This window comes from Candidatus Marinarcus aquaticus (assembly GCF_004116335.1).
Classification (GTDB): Bacteria; Campylobacterota; Campylobacteria; order Campylobacterales; family Arcobacteraceae; genus Marinarcus; species Marinarcus aquaticus.
This window is the reverse complement of sequence record NZ_PDKN01000005.1, coordinates 74,673-98,785: the sequence shown is the minus strand read 5'-3', so window position 1 is coordinate 98,785 and position 24,113 is coordinate 74,673. Positions and strand designations below refer to the sequence as shown.

Sequence of the window (24,113 nt, the reverse complement as noted above, 5' to 3'; positions counted from 1 at the left end):
ATAACGCAGAAATCTCATAAAAGAGGTTGTTTTATAAACCTCTTTTATTCGTTCATAGAGGCAAAAAACTCCTCATTATTACTCGTCTTCTGCATCTTAGAGTACAAGAACTTCAACGCTTCCACTTCATCCATACTTGAAATCGCATTACGTAAAATCCATGTTTTTTGTAAGATATCTGGTGAAAGAAGCAACTCTTCTTTTCTTGTTCCTGATTTAATGATATCAAGAGCTGGGTAGACTCTTCTGTTGGCGGCATTTCTGCTTAACACCACCTCTGAGTTACCTGTTCCTTTGAACTCTTCAAAAATAACTTCATCCATTTTTGATCCTGTTTCAACCAAAGCCGTTGAAATAATGGTCAAACTTCCACCCTCTTCAATATTACGTGCCGCACCGAAGAATCGTTTTGGTTTATGCAACGCATTGGCATCGACCCCACCAGAGAGTACTTTACCAGAACTTGGTGTTACAGTGTTGTATGCACGAGCCAATCTTGTAATAGAGTCCAATAAAATCACAACATCTTTTTTCATCTCAACCAAACGTTTTGCTTTTTCAATCACAATTTCAGCTACTCGAACGTGATTGTGTGCTGGAAGGTCAAATGTAGAAGAGTAAACCTCGCCTTTAACACTTCGTTGCATGTCGGTCACCTCTTCAGGTCGTTCATCAATGAGTAAAACCATCAAGTGTGTCTCTGGGTGGTTTCTTTTAATACCGTGTGCCAACTCTTTAAGTAACTCTGTTTTACCTGTTTTAGGAGGAGCAACGATCAATCCTCTTTGCCCTTTACCCATTGGAGCAAACAGATCAATCATTCGTCCTGTCATTCGAGTTTGTTCATATTCAAAAGAGAATCTGTCTGTTGAGAAAAGCGGTGTTAAGTTGTCAAACAGTGGTCTGTTTTTTGATTCATTGATCGGTAAGTAATTAATCGCTTCAATTTTTAAAAGTGCGTAGTACTTTTCACTCTCTTTATTAGGTGGTCGAACTTGTCCTGTTACAATGTCCCCTGTTCTTAAAGCAAATTTTCGAATTTGAGTGGCACTTACGTATGAATCATTTGAAGTATCTGAAAAGTTTGCATCCATGGCTCGTAAGAATCCAAAGCCACCATCTTTAATCTCTAAAATTCCTGTAAATAGAATAAACCCACCCGCATCGATTTGTGATTTTAAGATTGAAAACATCAACTCTTGACGTTTCAGCTCTTGGGGGTTTTCTACTTTAAGTTCTTTGGCGATTTTTAAAAGCTCTTCTAAGGGGAGTTCTCGAAGCTTTTCAATGGTGTGTCCCTCAACAGGGATATGTGTTCTGGCCTTACTGGCTCTACTGGTTCCATTTGTCTTTGAAGCAGACTTCGTGGCTTGTTTTGTTTGAGTTTGTGACTCTTCCATGAGTTTTTTTAACCTTTTTAGATGTATTAAAACTGAGTAGTTTTTAATGTAGTTTATTTCAGTATTGAATTTTTAGATGTGTAATTGTAGTACGTATTTTTAAATTTGTCAATTAAAGAGAATCTTACAAAATAAATCTATCATAAATAAAGATGCTCTCAATAAAAAAAGGCACCCCGTGCAGGATGCCTTTTAATCGTTACTTATTATAAGTCACCTTCGTGTTTACCTAAGTATTCAGCCACACCTTCAGTAGAAGCTTTCATACCTTCATCCCCTTTGTTCCATCCTGCAGGACATACTTCACCATGCTCATTTGTAAATAACATAGTGTCTACCATTCGGATCATTTCATCAATGTTTCTCCCCAGTGGTAAGTCATTGATAACGGCGTGTCTGACTGTTCCATCTGCATCAATTAAGAAAGAACCTCTAAGTGCTACAGACTCTCCGAATAATACGTCGTAGTCTCTAGAAATTTGTTTACTTAAGTCAGCAACTAATGGGTATTTAATTCTTCCAATCCCACCTTTATCAACTGGCGTCTCTCTCCATGCAAAGTGTGAGAACTGTGAATCAACAGATACACCAATAACATTTACACCTCTTGAAGTGAACTCTTCAATTCTTTTAGAGAATGCAATAATTTCTGAAGGACATACAAAAGTAAAGTCTAATGGGTAGAAGAAAAGAACCGCACCTTTTTCACCTAAGTTTTCATATAAATTAAAATCTTCAACAATTTGTCCGTCAGCAAGTACTGCTGTTGCTGTAAAGTCTGGAGCCTTTTTAGTAACTAACATTTTTTTTCCTTTTATGTGTGTTTTTGTATAATACTTGAGTGAAATTGTACAATAACTTCTTTAAAGAAAAAGTAACGTTAAAGTACAGTTTAAAAATTTAAGAAAAACTTTATTTTAAGATAAACTTTTTCCATAAATTTTAAACTTACATTTATTTTACATGTGCTAAAGTTACCCAAAATTATACAAGGAGTTTACTATGGCAGTAGTAATTACAGATATTTGTATCAGCTGTGACGCATGTTTAGATGAGTGTCCTACTGAAGCAATCGTTGATAACGATGAGAACCCAACGGGTGAAGATATTTATTATGTTTACGAAGATAAATGTGTAGAGTGTATTGGACACAACGATTCACCAGCATGTGCTGACGCCTGTCCTACTGAAGGATGTATTGTATGGGGTCAAAACCCAGATACTGAAGGTGCAGTTGCTGGTCAACCATGTGTTGAAGACTGATCATTTATTTCAGTTTTAACTCACTTTAAAAAGGCAGGTAGTTTTTACTACTTGCCTTTTTTTATTTTTTTAGGTATAATCCGCGACTTAAATTTAAAATAGGATTTATCTATGGAACAAACACTATCAATCATCAAGCCTGACGCAGTTGCAAAAAACGTAGTTGGTAAGATTTTAGACAGATTCGAGTCTGCTGGTCTTAGAATTGCCGCAACAAAAAAACTTCAATTAAGCAAAGCAGACGCTGAAGCTTTCTACGCAGTACACGCTGAGCGACCTTTTTTCGGTGAATTAGTTGAATTCATGATTTCTGGACCGGTTGTTGTTTCTGTTTTAGAAGGTGACAACGCTATGGCTAAAAACAGAGATTTAATGGGTGCTACTAACCCTAAAGAAGCAGCAGCTGGAACAATCAGAGCTGATTTTGCAGATTCAATTGATGCAAACGCAGTACACGGGTCTGACTCTTTAGAAAACGCAGCAAACGAAATTAAATTTTTCTTTTCTGACAGAGAAATTTGCTAATTAGTTAAAATCTATGAAAATAGAGTTCAGAAAAGTACCTCAAACCGCTAAAGAGTTTGAAACTGAATTTAATTCAGTAAAGTTAGAGGGTACTTTTTGTAAAATATCGCCATCGTTAATCAAAATCAGCGCCAAAATGTCTGGAACAACTGAAATTGAGTGTTGCCGATGCGGTAAAACAGAAGAGTATACACTTAATGAAGAGCTGGATTTTTTGTTAAGTGATGGCATTTTCAATAAAGAATCAGACGATTTGGTTATTGAAATAGAGAACAATACAATCGATTTTGATGAAATCATTCAAAATGAAATTGCTTCTTTACAGAGTGAATACCACTATTGCAGTGAGTGTGAAACCAGTACAGAAGCTTACGAAAAAGAATTTTAAATAAGGAGAATAACATGGCAGTACCAAAAAGAAGAGTGAGTCATACACGAGCAGCGAAAAGAAGAACACACTACAAAATTACTTTAAAACGACCAGTAAAAGACAGTGACGGTTCTTGGAAAATGCCTCACATGGTAAACCCAAATACTGGTGAATACAAAAACTAATGGTTAAAATTGCAATTGACGCGATGGGTGGGGACTTCGGTCCAGCACCTATCATGGAAGGCCTTGTTGCCGCTTTAAAACAAAACAAAAACTTTACTGCTATTGCAGTTGGAAAGAAAGACGTTTTACTTCCTTTAATCCCCCGAATCTATGATAATCGAATAGAAATACTTGATACAGAAGATGTCATCTCAATGCATGACAGTGCTACAGATGCACTTAAACGTAAAGAGAGTACCATTTATAAAGCCATTGAGTTGGTTAAAAATGGTGAGGCACAAGCAGTTGTTTCTGCGGGTCACTCTGGGGCATCTATGTCATTAGCTACGTTGAGAATTGGAAGAATCAAAGGGGTGAGCAGACCTGCAATTGCAACGTTAATGCCAACCAGTGAAAACCAAAATACGTTGGTTTTAGACGTTGGAGCGAACGTCGATTGTGATGCAAAAAATCTTTTTGAATTTGCCATCATGGGACAAGTATATGCGCAAGTGGTACTTGAACTGGATGAACCTATTGTTGGATTACTCAGCAATGGTGAAGAAGAATCAAAAGGAAATGAAGCAACAAAAGAGGCTTATGAACTTATTTCTAAAGCCCAACTACCAAACTTTGCTGGAAACGTTGAAGGTTCTGATATCTTCAAAGGAACAGTAGACGTCGTAGTTTGTGATGGATTTATTGGAAATATTTTACTGAAAACAGCCGAAGGTGTTGCAGATACCATCGGAAAAATCTTAAAGAAAAATCTTAAACGATCACTTATCTCTATTGCGGGAGCAGTATTGATGAGAAAAGTGTTCAGAAACTTAAAAGTAAGAGTTGATTATGCAGAGTATGGTGGAGCACCTCTATTGGGTGTGAAGTCTCCTGTCATTATTGCTCATGGGAAATCCAACCCTAAAGCGATAAAAAATGCTATTTTCCAAGCAATTGGAGCTGCAACTTCAAGTCTAGACGAAGATATCGAACACAGATTACATAAATACACACAAAAATAATAATTAAGGATTTTTAATGACTTATGCAGCTTTTAGATCGATTGGTGCGTATATTCCTTCAAAAGTTATGACAAATGCAGATTTTGAAAAAATTATTGACACAACAGATGAATGGATTACAAAAAGAACAGGAATTAAAGAACGAAGAATTTCTGAAAAAGATGAGGCATCATCAGATTTAGGAGCTAGGGCTGCCGAACAAGCAATTGAACGAGCAGGTATAAGCAAAGAGGAAATCGACTTAATCATTTGTGCAACTGTAACTCCTGACTATTTATGTATGCCATCAACGGCGTGTTTGATTGCATCAAAGTTGGGATTACCAAACTTAATGGCATTTGACATCAGTGCGGCATGCACAGGGTTTGTTTATGCCCTTTCTATTGCAAAAGCCTTCATTGAATCAGGGATGAAAAAAAATGTACTGATTATTGGAGCTGAAACATATACTTCAATTTTAGACTACACTGACCGAGGAACGTGTTTCATCTTTGGTGATGGTGCTGGAGCAGCAATCATCTCTGCTACAGATAAAAAAGAGGAAGCCATTGTGGATGTCAACTGTTCAAGTGACGGTAACTACGATGACCTCATCAAAACACCCGGTGGTGGAAGTAAAAATCCATGTTCACAACAAGTACTTGATGAGAAGATGGCGTGCATTCGAATGAAAGGGAATGAAACCTTTAAACTTGCCGTTAAAACACTCACTGCTGATGTTAAAGTGATGCTTGAAAAACACAACTTAAGTAATGAAGACATTCAACACTTTATTCCTCACCAAGCGAACTATCGAATCATTAAAGCTGTAGGCGATGCACTTGGATTGGGTGATGATAAAACCGTTGTAACGGTGGATAAATATGGAAACACATCAGCCGCTTCTATTCCAATGGCAATGAACTATGCATATGAGCAAGGCAGAATCAAAGCAGGCGATACGGTTCTGTTTGATGCATTTGGAGCAGGATTAACTTGGGGAAGTGCCTTGTTCCCATTTTCCCCTAAAAAATAACATCTTTTGATGTTATTTTTGATGTCCTTTATCAACTAACTTTTTATTATGCGGATTGTTTTTAAACACATCCATCGATTTTTTTTCTAACTTCTCTTTTTCAAAAAACTTATCAAATGTTGCAATGGGATTGATGTAAATAATCGATTCATCAATAATAATTTGAAAGATTCCCGTCAGTGGTATTTTTACTTGTGAGCCAAAATTCTCTTTTCCAAATCCCGCTTCAAAATATAAAAACTCGTTATCAATCTTAATAGTGCTGTAGGTATAGTTTGACAATACAAATAAAGAGAAGTTTGAGAGTTGGTCTAAAATAGAAGTTGGAAGTTGGGGGTGAAACGTAATTCCTTTGACATTTGCCGTAATCGCAAACTCCTGATTGCTGTTCAATAAAAAAGTCATTACCTCTTTTATTTGAAGACGCACCATCTGTTTATAATCTCTGTTTTCTACTATTTCATGTATCATTCTGCGGCCTAATTTTTAAATATTTATGTTATTATAACTTATGAAATTGATAATTACACTTATACTCTTGTGTCTGCAAATCATCACGGCTAAAGAGTTAACACTCACGCCAAAAGATATTCAAACCATCAATAATTCACCTCAAAAAAGTTTTATTATAAAGCGGTTTCAAGCGTATGAACGCATGAGAGATGAAGTCAAACCCTATCCTTTGATGAAAAAACTCGCCCACGTCAATACTTTTTTTAACCGTATTTTACCCGTGCAAGACGAGACCAAATACAGCTCCGATGATTATTGGGCCACACGTAAAGAGTTTCTAATCAACGGTCATGGAGACTGCGAAGATTATGTGATAGCAAAATACTTTACGCTTTCAGAATTGGGCATTGATAAAAAAAATCTCTATTTTTCAGTGGTGCAAGTCAAAGGGAAAACCACCTATCATATGGTGCTTTTATATAAACAAAAACAGACTTTTTATGTGTTAGATAACTTAAGTTTTAGAACCTTACCACTTTCAAAACGTGTAGATTTAAAACCAATGGTGGCATTTAATGAGTTTGAATCGCGTGTCTTAAAACGTAATGGTCTGGGTAAAAAAGCAAAAGTGAATTGGGGGAAAATAGACAAATGGGAAGAGCTTTTAAAACGCGTTTACATCAATAACGAATAGTTCTCTAATACATCCATGCCAATCATCGCATTTAACAATGCGATTTTTTTTGCACTTTTTAAATCTGCAATGGTTAAATTGGCTTCAATCAACTCTTTATGTTCAAGCAGTCTCTCTCTGGTCGTACCTAAAAGCAGTGGTTTTTTAGGAGTGAGCCAATGGCTTCCATCGTATAAAGCAATATTCGATATAGAAGTATCAGTTAATAATCCATCTTTTACAATGATAATTTCATCGGCCGTTTGTCGTTGGTTAAAAGCCAACTCCAACACACTTCTGTCCAACGATTTTTTAGCATACTCAATGCTGTTATCTTCAATGATTTTAAACGATTGAATGGTACGCTTTTCATACTCTGAATACTCTACATCCACTACGCCATACTCATCATAAAGCACTTTGCATTTTAAAAAGTTATCATTAATAGGCAGAATATACTCTTGAAGGTTGATGTTCAATGAAATAGTGCGAGCAATGCGTCGGTTGTGATACTCCAAATTAAAAGCAATGCCGTCATCGCATTTAATGGTTTCAAAGTAAGTTTCCTCTTCGTTCATCATCTCACCTTTTCATTTTATGTGGGAATGTATATTTTATCCATTAATTCTTGATATTCACTAAAAGCATCGGAATCGCATGTGATTCCTCCCCCACTTTTATAGACAACCTCTCCATCTTGGTTTTTTTCAATAAAACGTATCATCACGGCACTGTCTAAATTTTCTCCATCGAAAATCCCAAAAATACCCGTATAATACCCTCGCTCATACCCTTCAATGGACTCTAAAATCTCTATGGTTTTTCTTTTGGGTGTTCCAGTAATGGAACCAGCAGGCAACAATTTAACAATTATTTCCCCTAAATTGTCTTGCCAATTTAAAGGCAACTCTCCAGTGATTTTAGAACTGACTTGCAATAACTCTTTCTTTCCAGCTTTGATTTTATCAATATATCGAAACTTCTTTACGCGTACTTTTTTTGCCACAATTGAGAGGTCATTACGCAGTAAATCCACGACCATGGTATGCTCTGCCATCTCTTTAACATTGTTTAAAATACGCTCTTTGGCATTAGGAATGTTTGCATCAATGGTGCCTTTCATAGGGTACGTACTGATTTGATTGTTGTGTATTTTTACAAACCGTTCAGGGGAGAAACAGACAAACTTCTCTTTATATTTAAGTTTAAACTTCGCATGTGCTTTTTCATAAATGGTTTGCAAGCTCTCATTACACATGATATTTGTGGCTGTGGTTAAATTAAGGAGATAACTGTTTCCTGCTTTGATGTGCTCTTGCAAGGCATCAAATTTTTGTTTGTATTGTTCAAACGTAATGGGTTTTTTATGCAATTCAATCAGCGGTTCAAGCCGTTCACAATACGTTTCAGAGATTTGAAACTGAATACTGGGGGGGAGATTTTTAAGAGGTTGTACATCAAATGATTTTAAATCATATGAGATCATAAAGAAGCATGGCTCTTTCAAAGAGCCATACGTATTGAGTTGTGCAATCAGTGTTTCATTCAATAAGGCTTAACTCAATAACTTTTTTAAAATCGCCATTCTCACTGCAACGCCATTGCTCACTTGTTCTAAGACTTTGCATCGTGGGTCTTTTAACATCTCATCACTGATGTCAATATTTCTGTTCACTGGTCCTGGGTGCAGAAGTAAAATATCTCGCTCACCCAAGGTCTCTTCAGTGATACAGTAATCTTTTGCATACTCATTTAAAGACTCAAAATAGACTTCATGGTGTCGTTCAAGTTGCGTTCGTAAACTCATGATGACATCCACTTCATCAATGATTTCAGAAATATGATTATATTGTTTATACTCATCACCCTCATATTTAAAACAATCAGGAGCAACAAAACAAACTTCCATACCAAATCTTGGAAGCAGTTTTCGGTTTGACCCAGCAACACGAGAGGATTTTACATCTCCAATAATGGCCACCTTTTTCCCTTCGGTCTCCCCTTTAAAATGCTCTACAATGGTAAAAAGGTCTAACAATGCTTGCGTTGGGTGCGCGTGTGTACCATCACCTGCATTGATAATCGGACAATTTACATGCTCAATCAGACTTCCAGGAAGTCCACACTCCGAGTGTCGAATGGTAATCGCATCGGGTTTCATAGCATTGATATTGGCAATGGTATCAAAGATGGTTTCCCCTTTACTTCTTGAACTTCGTCCCACATCTAAAGAGATTACTTGAGCTCCCAAACGTTTAGCCGCTATTTCAAACGCACTTCTGGTACGTGTTGAATTTTCAAAAAATAGATTTACAATGATTTTTCCGTTTAAGTAGTTGTTTGATGTAAGATCTTTAAAGAGTCTTGCATCCTCAAAAAGCTCTAAAATTTCTTCTTTTGAGAAGTCAGATGTAGTGATTAAGTGTTGCATGGTCAGCCTTGATTTTTGATTTTAATTTTATCTAAAAAAAAATTAAAAAAAATAAAAAAATTTAAATTGTTACACTCCATTTAAAAAAAAGATGTTATAATAGAAACAAAAATGTAATATTTGTCAATTTCATGACAAATGTGACAATGTTGCTACAATATTGTGATAATATTGTGTGATTAAAAAAACCAAATATAAAAAGAGTTTATTATGATAGAAAATTATACACTTCTTTATGCACAAGGTGACGACGCGCAACGTGATGATTGCTTATCATATCTGAAAGGTTTATTCAAAAACGTTTTCGAAGCAAACAGCGGAAAGAAAGCTTGGGAAGTATTCAAAGAACACAAACCAAAGATTTTAATTCTTGATACCAACCTCTCAGAAATGAATGGACTCGAGTTAGCCCAAAAAATTAGAGCGCTCGATAAAACATGTAAAATTGTTATTTTAACCAAAGACACCAACGTTGAAGAACTGTTAGTGGCCATTAAATTAAACTTAACAGAGTACATCATCAAACCAATCAACGCAGAAGATTTAGGCATTATTATCAGAAGAGCCGTTGATGAGTTAAAAGAGGATGACAACAAAGTCAATCTCCTTGAATTAGCAAACAACTTCTACTGGGATAAAAAACTTGATAAATTGTATAAAAATACAAAAGAGATTAAGCTGACCAAAAAAGAGACCGAATTGCTTAAACTGTTAACATCAAGACTCAATTCAACCGTAAGTACAGAAGAGATTATGAGTTTTATTTATGACGATGCGGTTTGTAATACAAGTAAATTCAGAACACTTTTATACCGATTAAAACTTAAAATCAATTTTGAATTGATTGAATCAATTTATGCAATCGGTTACCGACTAAAAGTCAAAAATAAAAAATAATTATAATATTTAGCCTCACTTCTAAATATTTTTTGGATATAATCCTCTTAAATTTAAATGAATTTAAGAGGATTTTTTTATGCTTGAAAATATTGATAAACAGTATGTTTTACACACTTATGCACGAAATTATGTCAACTTCAAAAAAGGGATTAATGCCACACTTTTTGATGAAAACAGCAAAGATTATATCGACTTTACCTCAGGGATTGGTGTGGTTTCAGTCGGTCATGGAAACCAAAAAGTTGCCGATGCTATTTATGAACAAGTTCAAAATATTACCCATATTTCAAACCTCTATTTAATTGAACCTCAAGCACTTTTAGCACAAAAAATCCAAGAGCTAAGTGGTTATGATATGGCCATGTTCTTTGCAAACTCAGGAGCAGAAGCAAATGAGGGTGCCATTAAAATTGCTCGTAAATATGGAAGAACAAAGTTTGGAAACCAACGATACAAAGTGATTACTTTAGAGCACTCATTTCATGGCCGAACCATTACAACAGTCAAAGCAACCGGTCAAGAGAAGATGCACTCTCCAAACTTTTCACCCTATCCTGAAGGGTTTTCATACAACAATGTCTTAAATGATATTTATACGAGTATCGATGATGAAACCGTTGCCGTGATGTTAGAGCTTGTTCAAGGAGAAGGTGGTGTTCAACCCTTTGACAAAGATGAGATTCAACAACTGGCGAAATTTTTAAAAGAGAAAGAGATTCTTTTAATCATCGATGAAGTACAAACAGGTGCTTATAGAACAGGTGAGTTTTTAGCCTCAAATTTGTATGAGATTGAACCCGATATCATCACCATGGCAAAAGGTGTTGGAGGAGGTGTTCCTATTGGTGTAGTAATGACCAAACATAAAGACATCTTCTCTCCTGGAGATCATGGTTCAACTTTTGGAGGAAACTTCTTAGTTACTGCTGCAGCTAAAGAGGTATTAACCCAATTGGATGAATACAAAACCGCTGGGGCTTTAGATGAAGCCATCATCTATTTTGAAAAAAAATTGAATGAGATTTATGAAAAATATTCAGAATACTTCACGCAAAAAGTAGGTCTTGGTCTTATGAGAGGATTAAGAGCCAAAGATGAAGAGACACTCAGTGCCATCATCAAATCTGCTTTTAATGAGGGTGTTTTAGTCTTAAAAGCAGGGAAAAATACCTTACGACTTCTGCCACCTCTTACAATCAGTAAAGAGGAGATGGATGAAGGGTTTAAAAGGTTAGATAATGCGATTTCTAAAATCTAAAACCCTTTTAACGACACTTTTATTATGTTCATCATTACTCGCAAGTGATGATGAACAAATCTTGTCCAATGACCGTCTGAAACTCTTTGATTTAAGTAAAGAACAGGTTCAAGAAGATGCAGCAAAACTGCAAAAAGATTGGATCAACCCAGTTACATATAAACTCTCACGAACTTATAATGAACAGACCAATCCTTTAAAATCAACCATCACGGTTAATCAACCCATCTTTAAAAGTGGTGGGATTTATGAAGCAATTCAATACGCCAACTCTGTTGAAAAATACTCCAACTTGGATATTGATTTACAGAAAAAAGCGATGATCAAAGATGCCACTGCGTTGTTGTTTGAAATTCATAAAATGAACTACACCCTTAAAAAACAAGAACTCTTAGTGGCCAATGCCAACTTGGATATCATGAGAAAACGTGAGCAGGTAATGAGTGGATTATTGGATGCTTCTTATTTAGACAATGCCATTTTAGATGCCAATACAGCAAAAAATACCCTCATAGATTTGGAATATCAAAACAAAGAGTTGATCAACAACTTTAATAACTTGGCTTCACAACCGTATCAAAAGTTTTCATTGCCTGTGTTTGATGTGGTTAAAGATGAAGAGTTTTTAAACAACAACCTCAACATTCAACTTGCAAAAGAGGACATTGAAAAGAAAGATCACTTAAGTTTTATGACCATTTCACAATATCTTCCAACCATTAACTTTACGTACGATTACACCAAATATCATGACAAAGATGGCGATTTAACACTCAAAGAACAAAATGAAACAATTGGTTTAAATGTTACGTTGCCTTTAGACGTTCGATTTTTAAACGACATTCAAAGTGCTCGAATCGATTATCTAAAATCTCGTATTACACACAATACGACGATTTTAGAAGAGACCAACTACTATAAAACACAAATGGCGAAAATAGAGAAAATTGAAGCAAAAGATGAAATTGCCAAAGAAGATTATAAACTCTATGACTCGTTATTAAATGATATTACACAAGCCGTAAAAGCAGGGTTAAATGCACAAGCAGATTTAGATACTTTACAAAACTCTAAACAGATAAAAGCGTATGATATTGAGATACTCAAATTGGAGCGTCAAATTGAGTTACTGGATGTGTATGCACGAATCAATCGCTAAAACAGAAGATTAACTCTTCTGTTTTAAGTTAAGATAGTATTGAATCTCTGATTCATTTAAAATCTTAATGGTATTGGTGCTTCCAGGCATTCCAACTGGATAACCAATGGTTGTGATGTAGGGTCCTTTATGATCTAAAATCCCATTTCTTTCCAATGTTTTTAACATCTTATTGAACATCACCGAAGCATGCCCCTCTTTAATCGTACCAATAGGTGAAACACCCCAAACCCCTGCAAGTGAATTGAGCACTTTTTTCTTATGCGTAAAAGCATAAATATTGGTTTTTGGTCGATATCTTGACATTTTAATTGCACTTTGCCCCGAACTTGTTACGGCTAAAATTCCTTTGGCATTGATATCATCTGCCAGTTTTGTTGCCGTTGCTTGAATCACATCAAATTGGTCAAGGTATGGCATTTTATACTGTTTTTCATAGTTATAAATACCCTCTGTTGTACCAATGATATTGCTCATGGTATCCACAACATTAATTGGGTCAACCCCAATAGCACTCTCTTCAGAAAGCATCACCACATCCGTACCATCAAGTACCGCATTGGCAACGTCTGAAATCTCTGCTCGTGTTGCTCGTTCTGAATTGGTCATAGAAAGCAACATTTGCGTTGCTGTAATTACAGGTTTGCAAGCAAGATTTGCTTTTTTAATCAATTTTTTCTGAATGGTTGGAACATCATAGTATGGTACTTCAATACCTAAATCCCCACGAGCCACCATCAAACCATCACTGGCATCTAAAATTTCATCAATATTTTCAACTGCATCAAATTTTTCGATTTTAGCAATGAGTTTTCCTTTGTAACCACCTAAAAGTTGTCGTGCATGTTTCATATCTTTTGCATTTTGTACAAATGAAATAGCAAAGTAATCCACTTTATTTTCAACTCCCCATTTGATATCTTCTATATCTTTGGGTGTAATAACATCAATATCAATTGAAGTATTAGGGAAATTCACCCCTTTTCTAGAACTTAACATTCCGTGGTTTTCAATCATCGCTTTAAGCTCTTTTTTCGTCTCAATTACTTTTGCTCGAATGGTTCCATCATATAAATAAATGTATTCACCCTCTTTGATTTTATCAATAATATTAGGATAATTAATAGAGACAATATACTCATTATCGCTTTTTTGATACCCCACAATCTCTTTTTTTTGTAAGGTAATAATATCACCACGTTTTAAATCAAATGGTTCTTTTAAATCTCCTATTCTCACTTTTGGTCCAGAGATATCTTGCAGTACACTTACTACGGTGTTCAGATTTTTCATGGCAGTTCGAATGTTGGCTAAAGTTTGTGCGTGATACTCATGGCTACCATGAGAGAAATTGAGTCTGAACATATTTGCACCGGCTTTAATTAAGCCCTCTATCGTTTCAACACTGTCGCTTGCTGGCCCTAACGTTGCTAAAATTTTTGTTCTTTTTTCCATTGGCCGAATCCTTTATAATTTTATTTCCCTTATTATAACAAAAAAAAGGCATTTTACAATTACAACTTGTAACTTAAAACGTTTACCTTGATTGACATATAATAAGTAAAAATGTACAATTTCCCAATATAAAGGATAAACCAAGATGAATTTCAGTACCTATTTTAATGATTGGCTTTATGGCAAAAATGGCTACTACACCAAATACCGAACCATAGGAAAAGATGGGGATTTTTACACCTCTGTTTCGACCTCTAAATTTTTTGGTGGCGCCATTGGTAAAAAAGTCATTCAAACCATTGAAGAGGGCTTTGTCTCCAACAACACCACGCTTGTAGAAGTAGGCGCTCATCACGGTTATTTACTGGCAGATATGATTGAATTTATTCATACACTCAAACCGGAACTGCTTAGCACCATGACTTTTGCCATTGTAGAGCGGTTTAAACCTTTGCAAGAGCAACAAAAAGCCTACTTCAAAGAAGCCTTTGGAGATGCCATAAAACTCGTACACTATAATGATATTTCGGAAGTGAAACTGGACAGTGCGATTATTGTAGCCAATGAGATTTTTGATGCATTTTCATGCGAATTGGTCTATACCACACAAGAAGGAGAACTGCAACAAGCCCTTGTCAATGAGCATAGCATAAGTTTTGAGCCGTGTGAAGATGCATCCATACAAACCATCTGTTCAAAATATGGCATCACTAAAGGGGAAGTGGCTTTAGGTTTTGACAGCTTTGCGCAAAACCTTGCAAAAAACATTCAAACCTTTGAGTTCATTACCTTTGATTATGGAGAGAAGTATCCACGAAACGACTTTTCAACCCGTATCTATCATAAACACCAAGTGCACCCTATCTTTGAAGAGGGTTTAGATTTAAAACAACTTTTTGGCCAGAGTGATATTACGTATGATGTCAATTTCATGCACCTCATTGACAGTTTTAAAAGTGCTGGTATTAAAAACGTCAGTTACCAAACACAACTCAAAGCTTTAGTGGAGTTTGGTATCATTGAACTGCTTGAAATGGTTAAAATATATTCAGGTGAAAATATCTACTTACGTGAAGTTCAAAAAGTCAAAACCCTGCTTGAACCAACAGGCATGGGTGACCGTTTTAAAGTGGCCGTTTTTAGAAAAGAGGCGTAGTGTTACGTCTTGTTTTTTTACTGTTGCCACTTTTTATATGGGCCAATAATGGTTGGAACGCTCTTCATAAAGCTGTCTATGAAGAGGATATTCAAAAAGTGCAACACGCTTTAGAAACTGAAGATATTGACTCAACAACCACTGCTGGGTTATCCAGCTTGCATATGTCCGTAAAAAAACGCGATTTAGCGATGGTGAAATTTTTAGTTGATCAAGGTGCCAATATTGATGCCCAAGACAACAAAGGCTTCAGTGTTTTATACTATGCGGTACTGCAAAACAATATCCCCATTGCAAAATATCTTTTAACACACAAAGCCAATCCCAATTTAAAAAACAACATTGGCAATGCACCCATGCACAACATTGCCTATAATAGCCGTTTTGAAATGCTTGAACTCTTTATTTTTTTTGGTGCAAATTTAAAAATCAAAAATGCATACGGTATGCGCCCTTATGATTTTGCTCAAAGAAAAGGGAATAAAGGAATGATGGCAGAGTTGTCCCAGTATGAGCATAATCTTAAGTAATTCAGTCAAGAAATTTAATTGTTCACTTTGATTTAACATAAAGATATTTTCGATAAAATCACACCATTAAATAAAATCTCAAGGTTATATCATGCAAGTAATTGTAAATGGTCAAACAAAAGAGTTTGAACCTTCCATTTCATTGCAAGAAGTGATTACCTCTTTACAAATAGAGGATAAAGTCATGGCTGCAGCAGTGAACATGGAGATTGTTAAAAAAGATAATTGGTCCACCCATGCACTCAATGAAAATGATAAAGTAGAACTGTTACAGTTTGTAGGTGGTGGTTGATGATTTCAGATATCAACTCAGTCTGTACGTATTGTGGCGTTGGTTGTGACATCACTGCTCAAGTACAAGAGAATAAAATTTTAAAAATCTATGCTCAAAATGATGGGTACGTTTCACAAGGAAAACTCTGCATCAAAGGAAAATCAGGTTTTGGTTTTGTAGCAAGTCCTGATAGAATCCGAAACTGTCGAGTGAAAAAAAGTTTCATTGAAGTCAACTTAGAGAACATGCCGCGTGAGCTTAAAGCACGGGCAAAAACACTCAAAGAGTTTGATGAAACCTACTTTGAAACACCCTATGAGTTCACCACTTCATTAGCCGCTTGGAAACTTTTAGAAATCAAAGAGAAGTACGGACGACACAGTTTTTGTGGTATGGGAGGAGCACGAACGTCATGTGAGAGCTCTTACATGTTTCAAAAGTTTGTACGAGAAGCGATGCACTCTCCACACGTAGACAACTGTGCACGTGTCTGCCACAGCCCCAGTCTAAAAGGAATGAAAACAACCATTGGAGAAGGGGCAGCAACCAACCCATTCGATGATATTTTCCAAACAGAAAACATCATTGTCATGGGTTCAAATACCACTGAAGCACACCCGATTGTTGCCAATCGAATCATCAAAGCAGCACGTGAAAAAACAGCTGATTTAACAGTGATGGATGTTCGACACATTCAATTGGGTAAATTTGCAAAAAATGAGTTGATCATACCTTATGAAGCCAATTTGCTCGTTTTAAACATGATGTCCTATGTTATTTTAGATGAGAAACTCTATAACAACGAGTTCATTGATGCACGCTGTAAAGGTTTTGAAGCATATAAAGAATCTATTTTAAATGATGAATATGCCAATCCAGAGTTTATGAAAAATGTCAAGGGATATGAACTCTTAGCAGAACAAATCCCTGAAGTAGCACGTGCGTATGCCACTAAAAAATCGATGTTTTTTTGGGGACTTGGTATTACCGAACATTTAGATGGTTCATATGCGGTTATGGCTATTACTAACTTAGCAATGCTCACTGGTAATATTGGAAAAACAGGTGCTGGCTTGATGCCACTTCGAGGACAAAACAATGTACAAGGAGCCTGTGATACGGGATGTTTACCTTACTTTGCCCCCGATTATCAAACACCAAAAGAGATTGGTTTAATGACCCCACAACTTATGGATGAGATGATTGCTGGAAACATCAAAGCGATGTACGTTATGGGTGAAGACATTGCACACATTCACCCCAACCAAAACAAAGTACATAAAGCACTGGGCAACTTAGAGCTCATCATCTCAAATGAGTTATTTATGAATGAAGTGACGAAAATGGCAGACATTGTATTTGGTGTAAAATCTGCGTATGAAAAAGTGGGTGTTTATGTCAATGCGATGCGACGTCTTCATCTTTCTCAACCTCTTGTAGAAGCAAATATGCCAGATGATTGGGAAGTCTTACGAGATATTGAAAACAAAATCACAGGGGATTTTAACTACACCGATGTGGAATCTGTTTGGAATGAAGCCAAAGAAGCCGTAGGGTCACGATTCAGTGGTGCCACGTATCATAAGCTTTCTAAAAACAGAAACCGAGGGATGCAATGGCCAATCACCAAAGAGGATACACCCATTTTACACGTAGAAGAGTTCAGAACAGAAGATGGAAAAGGAACATTCCAATACAACCAATACAAACTGCGAGAACAGATTAAAAAACTCGTAACCAATGAATCATTTCATAAAAATGAGTTCTATTTAACAACGGGTCGAACTATTGTACACTATAACAATGCTGCACAAACGATTCAAAGTGAATCATTGAACTCAAAATATGACACCGATGTTATTTTAGCCAGTATTGAAGACAAAGAGCGCATTGGAAGCGATAAAGTTATTCTTAAAACACAATACGGTGAAACAGCCATCATGCCAGTGAAATATGTTAAAACGATTAAACCCAATACTCTTTTTACAACCTTTCACCATGCCAAATCAAAAGTCAACTTTATTTTTGGTGATGAAGCGGATGAACTGATTATGACGGCATGTTTTAAATCCATACGAGTTGAAATTGAGCCGGTCTAAGGGTGACAAAGCAGAACAAAAAGCGTGCGATTATCTGCAATCGCACGGCTTTACCATCATTGAACAAAACTTTTATGCTAAAAAACTGGGTGAGATTGATATCATTGCTTCTAAAAACGGCGTATATCACTTTATTGAAGTCAAATCAGCCAATGAGTATGAAACGGCTGTGTATAACATCACTGCATCTAAACTCTCAAAACTCATGCGCAGTATTGATTACTATGTACAACAAAAAAATCTGAAAAATGACTACACTTTGGATGCCATCATTGTAACTCAAGAGCAAATAGAGTTTCTTGAAAACATTACGCTTTAAACAATATTTGACTTATAAAACAAAACTTTCACACGGACTCTTTTTTCTAAGACAAACTAGATTGTAATTTTAATGTAACTTTTTATTTTTTATGTTATAGTAACTTATATAGTGAGAAGAGGTGGTCGCTATGAACAGTTTAAATCGATTAAATAAAGTTACAATTATCATTACTTTATTATTAACTTTTACCGTTGCCGTATCGGCTGCTTATGCGATTTATAACGCTTATCATCAAAAGCAAGAGCTCGTTTTAGAACAAGCCAAGAACGCATTTGAGAAGAACCTCAACTTTAGAAAATGGGTTGCCATGCATGGAGGTGTGTATGTCTTTCCCACAGAAAAAACACAACCCAATCCCTATTTAAAAAATCATCCTTTCAGAGATTTAGAGACCACCGATGGTAAAAAGCTCACATTAATGAATCCTGCTTACAGTTTACGAGAGATGTTGGAAAACTTCAAAGGTCGATTCGATGAGTATGGACATATCACCAGTCTGAATCCTGTCAACCCAAAAAATCATCCTGATAAGTGGGAAGAAGCTGTTTTAAAACGGTTTGAAAATAAAGAGATTTCAGAATATTATGAGATATATAACTATAAAGGAGAAGAGCATCTTCGCTATATGAAAGTTTTAAACACAGAAGCCGAATGTTTTGCCTGTCATGAGACGCATGGTTATGAATTGGGAGATGTTCGTGGAGGAATCTCTATTACAATACCCATGATCTATTACAATGAAAAAAGCTTTCAAGAGGTTCAAAAAATTTTGTTTATGCACCTCTTTATACTTTTAGTGTTGTATGGCATTATTTACTTTTTTTATCAACGACTTAAAAACTCTATTTTAGAAGAGCAAAAACTGATCTCGCAATTGGCATTAAAAGATCAAATGCTCTTTAAACAATCCAAAATTGCCTCTTTGGGAGAGATGCTCAATAACATCGCTCATCACTGGCGACAGCCTCTGAGTATTATTTCAACAAGTGCCAGTGGTATTAAACTGCAAAGAGAGTTTAATACCATTACCCCAGATATGATTGATAAAGCGATGGATGAAATCATTCATACCACCAAATATCTTTCACAAACCATTGAAGATTTCACCAATTTAATTGATGAACATTCATCAAAAATAACATTTAATATCTCAGAGTATTTACTGAATGATGTGCAAATTTTAAAAGCCAATACCAAGTGCCAAAATATTCATTTTATAATTGAAGTTGAACCCAATATTGAAGTTAAAAACTATAAATATGCTTTCACCAAAGCGATTTTATATATTTTTAACTACTTACAAAAACTCTATGAAAATAGCTTGCTAGAGCCTAAAGTATTACTCCTTCAACTCACACGCAAAGAGAATGAAGTGCATATTATGATTAAAGAGAACACCAATTGTATCGATGATGAAGCAATTAAAAAACTTTTTGAACCCTCTATTACAAGTCGTTATGACTACCAAACCAACAATCTAAGTCTCTTTTTAGCATCGAAATTGATCAGTGAAAATCTCAATGGAAGTATCAACGTAACCCACTCCACGCTTTCATATGAGAATAAGGATTATTCAGGTGTATGTTTTAAAATCACTTTGCCACTTGAAAATAAAGAGTAACACTACTCTTTATTATTTAAAAAATGTTTCAAAGTAGGTAACTCTTCTAAAGATTTGGGTTGAATTTTTAAAATCTCAGGTAACGACTTCACTCCCATAGAGAGGAGATATTGTAAATTGCTGTCAAACGTGGCCTCTTGAATGACATAAATTTTATCTTGATGAATTTCAAACATATATCCTCCATTGGGAATAGGTGTCATTGAAAGTGTTACGGTGTAATGCTCTTTTAAAATACTCTCTTTGGTTGAGTACATTAATCCCACGTTATACCCTTGCTTACCAAACCCTTTAATGAGTACCACTAAAACCTTTTTTTCACCCGATTTTGAGGTATTGAAAATATCCACCAAATCTTTAATGGTTTCATAACCAGGAATTTTAGCATAGAGTCGTTGGATAAAATCTCCAAATCGAGTCTCTACAAAAAGACCAATCACATACGCCATAAACCCTAAAATCATCAAACCTATGAGGGTCCATAAAAAAGGATGATTTTCTGGATTAAATCCAAAAAGTTCAAACAAACTTCCCGTGAGTGCATTTATTTTGTCATAAATCCACAAAATTATAATACTAACAGCAATGATAGGTGCTAACCAAAAAAGACCTTTTAAAATAAGTGAGAAGATATGACTCTTCCCTTGACTTAAAAATTGACGAAATGTATCTAACATCTGCTTTTCCTTTATGCAGATGATAATAGCATGTTACAACTCAATTTTCATTGATAATTGAAACCATTTTGTATAGTTTCTATACATATTTTTTTCAAAACTATAAAAAATTTTGCTAAAATACTCCATGGAATCAATACTACTTATCATATTTATCTCACTTGCCATTTCAACCGTACTGAACCTTATTTTAAAAAAACTCTCAATCTCACATATTATTGGTTATATCATCACAGGTACACTTATCAGTAACATTTTTAATTTTAATGGAGACAACGACCTTGATGCACTCAATCTCATTGCGGAGTTTGGTATTGTTTTTTTAATGTTCACCATTGGCTTGGAGATGTCCTTTAATAAACTTAAAAAGATGAAAGAGATTTTGTTGGTCAATGGGGCCTTACAAGTGGGTTTGAGTGCAAGCATTATTTTTATAGTCTCAAAATTTGTTTTTATTATCCCTACCACGGCCTCTATTATCATTGCCTTGGCATTTTCTCTTTCATCGACGGCCATTGTTTTAACCTATTTAAAGCAATCCAAAGATATCTATACCCCCTATGGTGAAAAAGCCACCGCAATTTTAATTTTCCAAGATTTAGCGGTTATTCCTATTTTACTTCTCATCAGCTTTTTGTCCAACGACACATTAAGTCTTGATCAAGTCATCGTACAGACGGTATTCAGTGCCATTATTATTATTGTGTTTATGTTCACAGTCGGAAAAAAAGTAATGAATTGGTTGTTGCACTTCTCATCTAATGCCAAACTTGAAGAGCTCTTTTTGGGTTCTGTTCTCTCCATTGTAATTGGTGCTTCTCTACTCGCACACGCTTTGGGCTTCACCTACTCTTTGGGTGCTTTTATTGCAGGAATGATCATTGCAGAAACCTCATATCATGTTAAAGTAGAATCCGATATTGCTTCATATAAAGACCTTCTGCTGGGAGCCTTTTTCTTCTCAGTGGGAACCAAAATTGATGTTGTCTTTTTGATGACCAACCTACACTGGGTAGTCATGATATTCATTGCAGTGATGCTCATAAAAGCAGTCATTGTCTACTTTCTTATTAGGCGTAAGGCCAACAAAAGTGACAGCGTTAAAGCAGCACTCGCTCTTTGTCAAATCGGAGAATTCTCCTTTGCAGTGTTTGCTTTAGCATCCAATCAACACTTGCTTTCAGACGAGCTCAGTAAGTTTCTGATTTTAATCACCGTGTTATCTATGATTATAACGCCCTTTATTGTTAATAACATCTATAAACTCGCTTCTTATGTGGTCGTAGAGTTTTATGAATCCGATAAAATTACACCCATTGAGGCTAAAAACCACATCATCATTTGTGGATTTGATACTTTAGGACGGATTGTTGCACGTACTTTAGAAGAGAAAAAGATACAATTTGTCATCATCTCAGATGACTTACGACACGTATTACTTGCACGTAAGCAAGGTTATATGGCCTACTTTGGTCACTTAGATAAATTGCCGGTATTAGAATCACTTAAAGCCGATGAAGCGCGAAGTTTGATTATTACACTGAGCAATGTAACAAAGAAAAGATTGATTTGTGAAGCCGTACAAAAGTTTATCCCTCATGCCAATTTGGTTGTAAAAGTAGACTCCATAGAGGAGCGAAAAGATTTAAAAGAGCTCAATATTAAGAATTTTGTACATGCACAACAAGAAGTTGCAAAACTGTTGGTTGAAAGTGGAACGACGTGTAAACTGTATGATGAGTAGAAAGAGTTAAGCTTAACGACTTCTTGAACTCTGTTGCCGCAAAACAGAGTCAGAAGTCATGTCAAGCCTAAACTGAACGATTTAAAATATGGAAGTCTTGTATATCAACAAATGTAATGTAACATATCATTGTAGCAATTGTATAGCTTTTTAGAAAATTTCCTATAAATTGAGTTTAATCTATAATTTAATATAATTCCAGACACAGGAGACCTCTAAAAATGAATGATATTAATTTTTAGAGATCTCCTCAATATAGGAGCTTTTTTGTACGATAAAGAGTTAACTGCCATTAAAAAATCTAATCGCTATCGACAACGCCAGATTCACGACCCCTCTTTAGTTGATTTGGCCTCAAATGACTACTTGGGATTGGCTCAAAATCGTGTTCTTTTCATGAGTGCGTATGAACGTGTTTTAAATCACCACTACCAAGGCCCCAAAGCATCGACTTTAGTCAATGGATACACTTCCATTCATCAAGAGTTTGAACAAGCCCTTTACCAAGCCAATGGTTTTGAAGATGGGGTGATTGTCGGAAGTGGTTTTTTGGCCAATGTTTCTATGATTGAAGCGTTGGTGCGAAAAAAAGATATTCTTTTCATTGATGAAGAGTATCATGCCAGTGGTATGTTAGCGACCCGACTTTTAAAAAAAGAACAAGTGATTGTATTTAATCACAATGATGCCTCAGACTTACAAGATAAAATTTCACAACTCTCATCCAACTATGACCGACTGATTATTGCCATTGAAGGGGTTTACTCCATGCATGGTGATGTCGCACCCAAAGCTATTTTTAATATTGCAGATGAACACAACGCGCTTCTTTTAGTGGATGAAGCGCACAGTTCAGGAGTCATTGGAGAGCATCTTTTAGGCATCTTTGATTATTATAACATCACACCCCAAGCCAACCATGTAAAAATGGGAACACTGGGAAAAGCGTATGGAAGTTACGGCGCTTATATCTTGGCTTCACACACGGTGATTGATTTTTTAATCAATCGTGCCAAAGCCATCATCTATACCACGGCACCCTCTTTATTTGACACAGCCATGGGGTTAGAGTCACTGCACTATATTTTACACAATCAAAAAGAGTTAAAAAAGCGCATTGCTGCTCATCTTCATATTATTCAACAAGAGTTGGGAATCAGATCTGAAAGCTTGATTATTCCCATTGTAATTAATGATAACCAAAAAGTTTTAAGCATACAAACACGTTTAAAAGAGCACGGATTTTTAGTGGGGGCTATAAGACAACCTACAGTTAAAGAGGCTATAATAAGACTCATAGCTAAAATAGATATTCCGTGTGATGATTTAAAAAAAGTATGTCAACTGCTCAAGGAGTTCTTATGAAAAAATATTTAATACTGCTATTTATCTGTACACTTCCACTCTTAGCACAAGAGAGTGTGGTTGTACCTCAAAAAAAATGTGAAGTTATAAAATTATCCAACTTTAATACCCTTGTTTCATGTCACAACTTTGACTATTTAATAGAGTATCAAGAGACACGTCGAGACGATGAAGACAGCGTAAAAAAAATTACGGCCATCTCTTTAAAAGAGACAAAAATTATTAAAACCCAATAAG

The 24,113-nt window shown here is 35.7% G+C and carries 27 protein-coding genes; 19 read left to right on the top strand and 8 right to left on the bottom strand.

The window, feature by feature from the left end:
- Nucleotides 1-44 precede the first annotated feature (44 nt).
- Complete coding sequence (gene rho / locus CRV04_RS08520) at nucleotides 45-1,400, bottom strand: transcription termination factor Rho (RefSeq protein ID WP_128996423.1); 1,356 nt, start codon at nucleotides 1,398-1,400, stop codon at nucleotides 45-47.
- A 206-nt stretch (nucleotides 1,401-1,606) separates the two neighbouring features.
- Nucleotides 1,607-2,203 carry a peroxiredoxin gene (locus CRV04_RS08515; protein WP_128996422.1) on the bottom strand — a complete coding sequence of 199 codons (597 nt, stop codon included), beginning with the start codon at nucleotides 2,201-2,203 and terminating at the stop codon, nucleotides 1,607-1,609.
- A 199-nt stretch (nucleotides 2,204-2,402) separates the two neighbouring features.
- Here CRV04_RS08515 and CRV04_RS08510 point away from each other — a divergent pair, with 199 nt between their 5' ends.
- From CRV04_RS08510 to CRV04_RS08485, 6 genes are all read left to right on the top strand, one after another.
- Complete coding sequence (locus CRV04_RS08510; protein ID WP_128996421.1) at nucleotides 2,403-2,663, top strand: NADH-quinone oxidoreductase subunit I; 261 nt, start codon at nucleotides 2,403-2,405, stop codon at nucleotides 2,661-2,663.
- 111 nt (nucleotides 2,664-2,774) lie between these two features.
- Entirely contained in the window at nucleotides 2,775-3,188 is a 414-nt protein-coding gene (gene ndk / locus CRV04_RS08505; RefSeq protein ID WP_128996420.1) for a nucleoside-diphosphate kinase, read from the top strand.
- A gap of 13 nt (nucleotides 3,189-3,201) precedes the next feature.
- A complete protein-coding gene (locus CRV04_RS08500; protein WP_128996419.1) occupies nucleotides 3,202-3,576 on the top strand; it encodes a DUF177 domain-containing protein in 375 nt (124 codons plus the stop codon).
- Nucleotides 3,577-3,590: 14 nt separating this feature from the next.
- The gene (gene rpmF / locus CRV04_RS08495) at nucleotides 3,591-3,743 is read left to right on the top strand and encodes a 50S ribosomal protein L32 (RefSeq protein ID WP_044417204.1); all 153 of its coding nucleotides are present in this window, start codon (nucleotides 3,591-3,593) and stop codon (nucleotides 3,741-3,743) included.
- Nucleotides 3,743-4,744 carry a phosphate acyltransferase PlsX gene (gene plsX, locus CRV04_RS08490; protein WP_128996418.1) on the top strand — a complete coding sequence of 334 codons (1,002 nt, stop codon included), beginning with the start codon at nucleotides 3,743-3,745 and terminating at the stop codon, nucleotides 4,742-4,744. Before rpmF ends, plsX begins: the two co-directional genes overlap by 1 nt.
- Nucleotides 4,745-4,760: 16 nt before the next feature.
- Nucleotides 4,761-5,759 carry a beta-ketoacyl-ACP synthase III gene (locus CRV04_RS08485; protein WP_128996417.1) on the top strand — a complete coding sequence of 333 codons (999 nt, stop codon included), beginning with the start codon at nucleotides 4,761-4,763 and terminating at the stop codon, nucleotides 5,757-5,759.
- A gap of 12 nt (nucleotides 5,760-5,771) precedes the next feature.
- Here CRV04_RS08485 and CRV04_RS08480 read toward each other — a convergent pair whose 3' ends face one another.
- Entirely contained in the window at nucleotides 5,772-6,230 is a 459-nt protein-coding gene (locus tag CRV04_RS08480; RefSeq protein WP_128996416.1) for a hypothetical protein, read from the bottom strand.
- 40 nt (nucleotides 6,231-6,270) lie between these two features.
- Between CRV04_RS08480 and CRV04_RS08475 the strand changes: the two genes are divergently transcribed.
- Nucleotides 6,271-6,906 (top strand): transglutaminase-like cysteine peptidase, encoded by a 636-nt coding sequence (locus tag CRV04_RS08475; protein WP_128996415.1) that lies wholly within the window; start codon nucleotides 6,271-6,273, stop codon nucleotides 6,904-6,906.
- Here the strand turns inward: CRV04_RS08475 and CRV04_RS08470 are convergent.
- Genes CRV04_RS08470 through CRV04_RS08460 form a run of 3 tightly spaced genes read right to left on the bottom strand, consistent with a single transcriptional unit; the run spans nucleotide 6,888 to nucleotide 9,316 of the window.
- The gene (locus CRV04_RS08470) at nucleotides 6,888-7,463 is read right to left on the bottom strand and encodes an aminotransferase class IV (protein WP_128996414.1); all 576 of its coding nucleotides are present in this window, start codon (nucleotides 7,461-7,463) and stop codon (nucleotides 6,888-6,890) included. The genes CRV04_RS08475 and CRV04_RS08470 overlap by 19 nt on opposite strands.
- 17 nt (nucleotides 7,464-7,480) lie before the next feature.
- Entirely contained in the window at nucleotides 7,481-8,434 is a 954-nt protein-coding gene (locus CRV04_RS08465) for an aminodeoxychorismate synthase component I (RefSeq protein ID WP_128996413.1), read from the bottom strand.
- Nucleotides 8,435-8,440: 6 nt separating this feature from the next.
- Nucleotides 8,441-9,316, bottom strand: a complete 876-nt coding sequence (locus CRV04_RS08460; protein WP_128996412.1) for an aspartate carbamoyltransferase catalytic subunit — start codon at nucleotides 9,314-9,316, stop codon at nucleotides 8,441-8,443.
- 210 nt (nucleotides 9,317-9,526) lie between these two features.
- Between CRV04_RS08460 and CRV04_RS08455 the strand changes: the two genes are divergently transcribed.
- The 3 genes from CRV04_RS08455 to CRV04_RS08445 all read left to right on the top strand — a co-directional run bounded on the left by CRV04_RS08455 (nucleotide 9,527) and on the right by CRV04_RS08445 (nucleotide 12,633).
- Nucleotides 9,527-10,213 carry a response regulator transcription factor gene (locus tag CRV04_RS08455; protein ID WP_128996411.1) on the top strand — a complete coding sequence of 229 codons (687 nt, stop codon included), beginning with the start codon at nucleotides 9,527-9,529 and terminating at the stop codon, nucleotides 10,211-10,213.
- A 79-nt stretch (nucleotides 10,214-10,292) separates the two neighbouring features.
- Nucleotides 10,293-11,474, top strand: coding sequence for an aminotransferase class III-fold pyridoxal phosphate-dependent enzyme (locus CRV04_RS08450; RefSeq protein WP_128996410.1), 1,182 nt, complete (start codon nucleotides 10,293-10,295; stop codon nucleotides 11,472-11,474).
- Nucleotides 11,455-12,633: a TolC family protein gene (locus CRV04_RS08445; RefSeq protein ID WP_128996409.1), complete on the top strand. Its 1,179-nt coding sequence runs from the start codon at nucleotides 11,455-11,457 to the stop codon at nucleotides 12,631-12,633. Before CRV04_RS08450 ends, CRV04_RS08445 begins: the two co-directional genes overlap by 20 nt.
- 9 nt (nucleotides 12,634-12,642) lie before the next feature.
- Here CRV04_RS08445 and pyk read toward each other — a convergent pair whose 3' ends face one another.
- Nucleotides 12,643-14,088: a pyruvate kinase gene (gene pyk, locus CRV04_RS08440; protein WP_128996408.1), complete on the bottom strand. Its 1,446-nt coding sequence runs from the start codon at nucleotides 14,086-14,088 to the stop codon at nucleotides 12,643-12,645.
- Nucleotides 14,089-14,233: 145 nt separating this feature from the next.
- On the opposite strand from pyk, the gene CRV04_RS08435 reads away from it, so the two are divergent.
- From CRV04_RS08435 to CRV04_RS08410, 6 genes are all read left to right on the top strand, one after another.
- Nucleotides 14,234-15,244: an SAM-dependent methyltransferase gene (locus CRV04_RS08435; protein WP_128996407.1), complete on the top strand. Its 1,011-nt coding sequence runs from the start codon at nucleotides 14,234-14,236 to the stop codon at nucleotides 15,242-15,244.
- Nucleotides 15,244-15,774: an ankyrin repeat domain-containing protein gene (locus tag CRV04_RS08430; RefSeq protein ID WP_128996406.1), complete on the top strand. Its 531-nt coding sequence runs from the start codon at nucleotides 15,244-15,246 to the stop codon at nucleotides 15,772-15,774. The genes CRV04_RS08435 and CRV04_RS08430 overlap by 1 nt, the downstream gene beginning before the upstream one ends.
- A 91-nt stretch (nucleotides 15,775-15,865) precedes the next feature.
- Nucleotides 15,866-16,066, top strand: a complete 201-nt coding sequence (thiS, locus tag CRV04_RS08425) for a sulfur carrier protein ThiS (protein ID WP_128996405.1) — start codon at nucleotides 15,866-15,868, stop codon at nucleotides 16,064-16,066.
- Entirely contained in the window at nucleotides 16,066-18,147 is a 2,082-nt protein-coding gene (locus CRV04_RS08420; RefSeq protein WP_128996404.1) for a molybdopterin oxidoreductase family protein, read from the top strand. The genes thiS and CRV04_RS08420 overlap by 1 nt, the downstream gene beginning before the upstream one ends.
- Nucleotides 18,134-18,466, top strand: coding sequence for a YraN family protein (locus tag CRV04_RS08415; RefSeq protein WP_128996403.1), 333 nt, complete (start codon nucleotides 18,134-18,136; stop codon nucleotides 18,464-18,466). The genes CRV04_RS08420 and CRV04_RS08415 overlap by 14 nt, the downstream gene beginning before the upstream one ends.
- Before the next feature lie 130 nt (nucleotides 18,467-18,596).
- Complete coding sequence (locus CRV04_RS08410; RefSeq protein WP_128996402.1) at nucleotides 18,597-20,090, top strand: c-type heme family protein; 1,494 nt, start codon at nucleotides 18,597-18,599, stop codon at nucleotides 20,088-20,090.
- A gap of 2 nt (nucleotides 20,091-20,092) precedes the next feature.
- On the opposite strand, the gene CRV04_RS08405 is transcribed toward CRV04_RS08410, so the two are convergent.
- Nucleotides 20,093-20,767 carry a DUF502 domain-containing protein gene (locus tag CRV04_RS08405; protein WP_128996401.1) on the bottom strand — a complete coding sequence of 225 codons (675 nt, stop codon included), beginning with the start codon at nucleotides 20,765-20,767 and terminating at the stop codon, nucleotides 20,093-20,095.
- A gap of 127 nt (nucleotides 20,768-20,894) precedes the next feature.
- Here CRV04_RS08405 and CRV04_RS08400 point away from each other — a divergent pair, with 127 nt between their 5' ends.
- From CRV04_RS08400 to CRV04_RS08390, 3 genes are all read left to right on the top strand, one after another.
- Complete coding sequence (locus tag CRV04_RS08400) at nucleotides 20,895-22,511, top strand: cation:proton antiporter domain-containing protein (protein ID WP_128996400.1); 1,617 nt, start codon at nucleotides 20,895-20,897, stop codon at nucleotides 22,509-22,511.
- Between the two features lie 267 nt (nucleotides 22,512-22,778).
- Nucleotides 22,779-23,876 (top strand): aminotransferase class I/II-fold pyridoxal phosphate-dependent enzyme, encoded by a 1,098-nt coding sequence (locus CRV04_RS08395; protein ID WP_128996399.1) that lies wholly within the window; start codon nucleotides 22,779-22,781, stop codon nucleotides 23,874-23,876.
- Nucleotides 23,873-24,112, top strand: coding sequence for a hypothetical protein (locus CRV04_RS08390; RefSeq protein ID WP_128996398.1), 240 nt, complete (start codon nucleotides 23,873-23,875; stop codon nucleotides 24,110-24,112). Before CRV04_RS08395 ends, CRV04_RS08390 begins: the two co-directional genes overlap by 4 nt.
- Nucleotide 24,113: the final 1 nt, after the last annotated feature.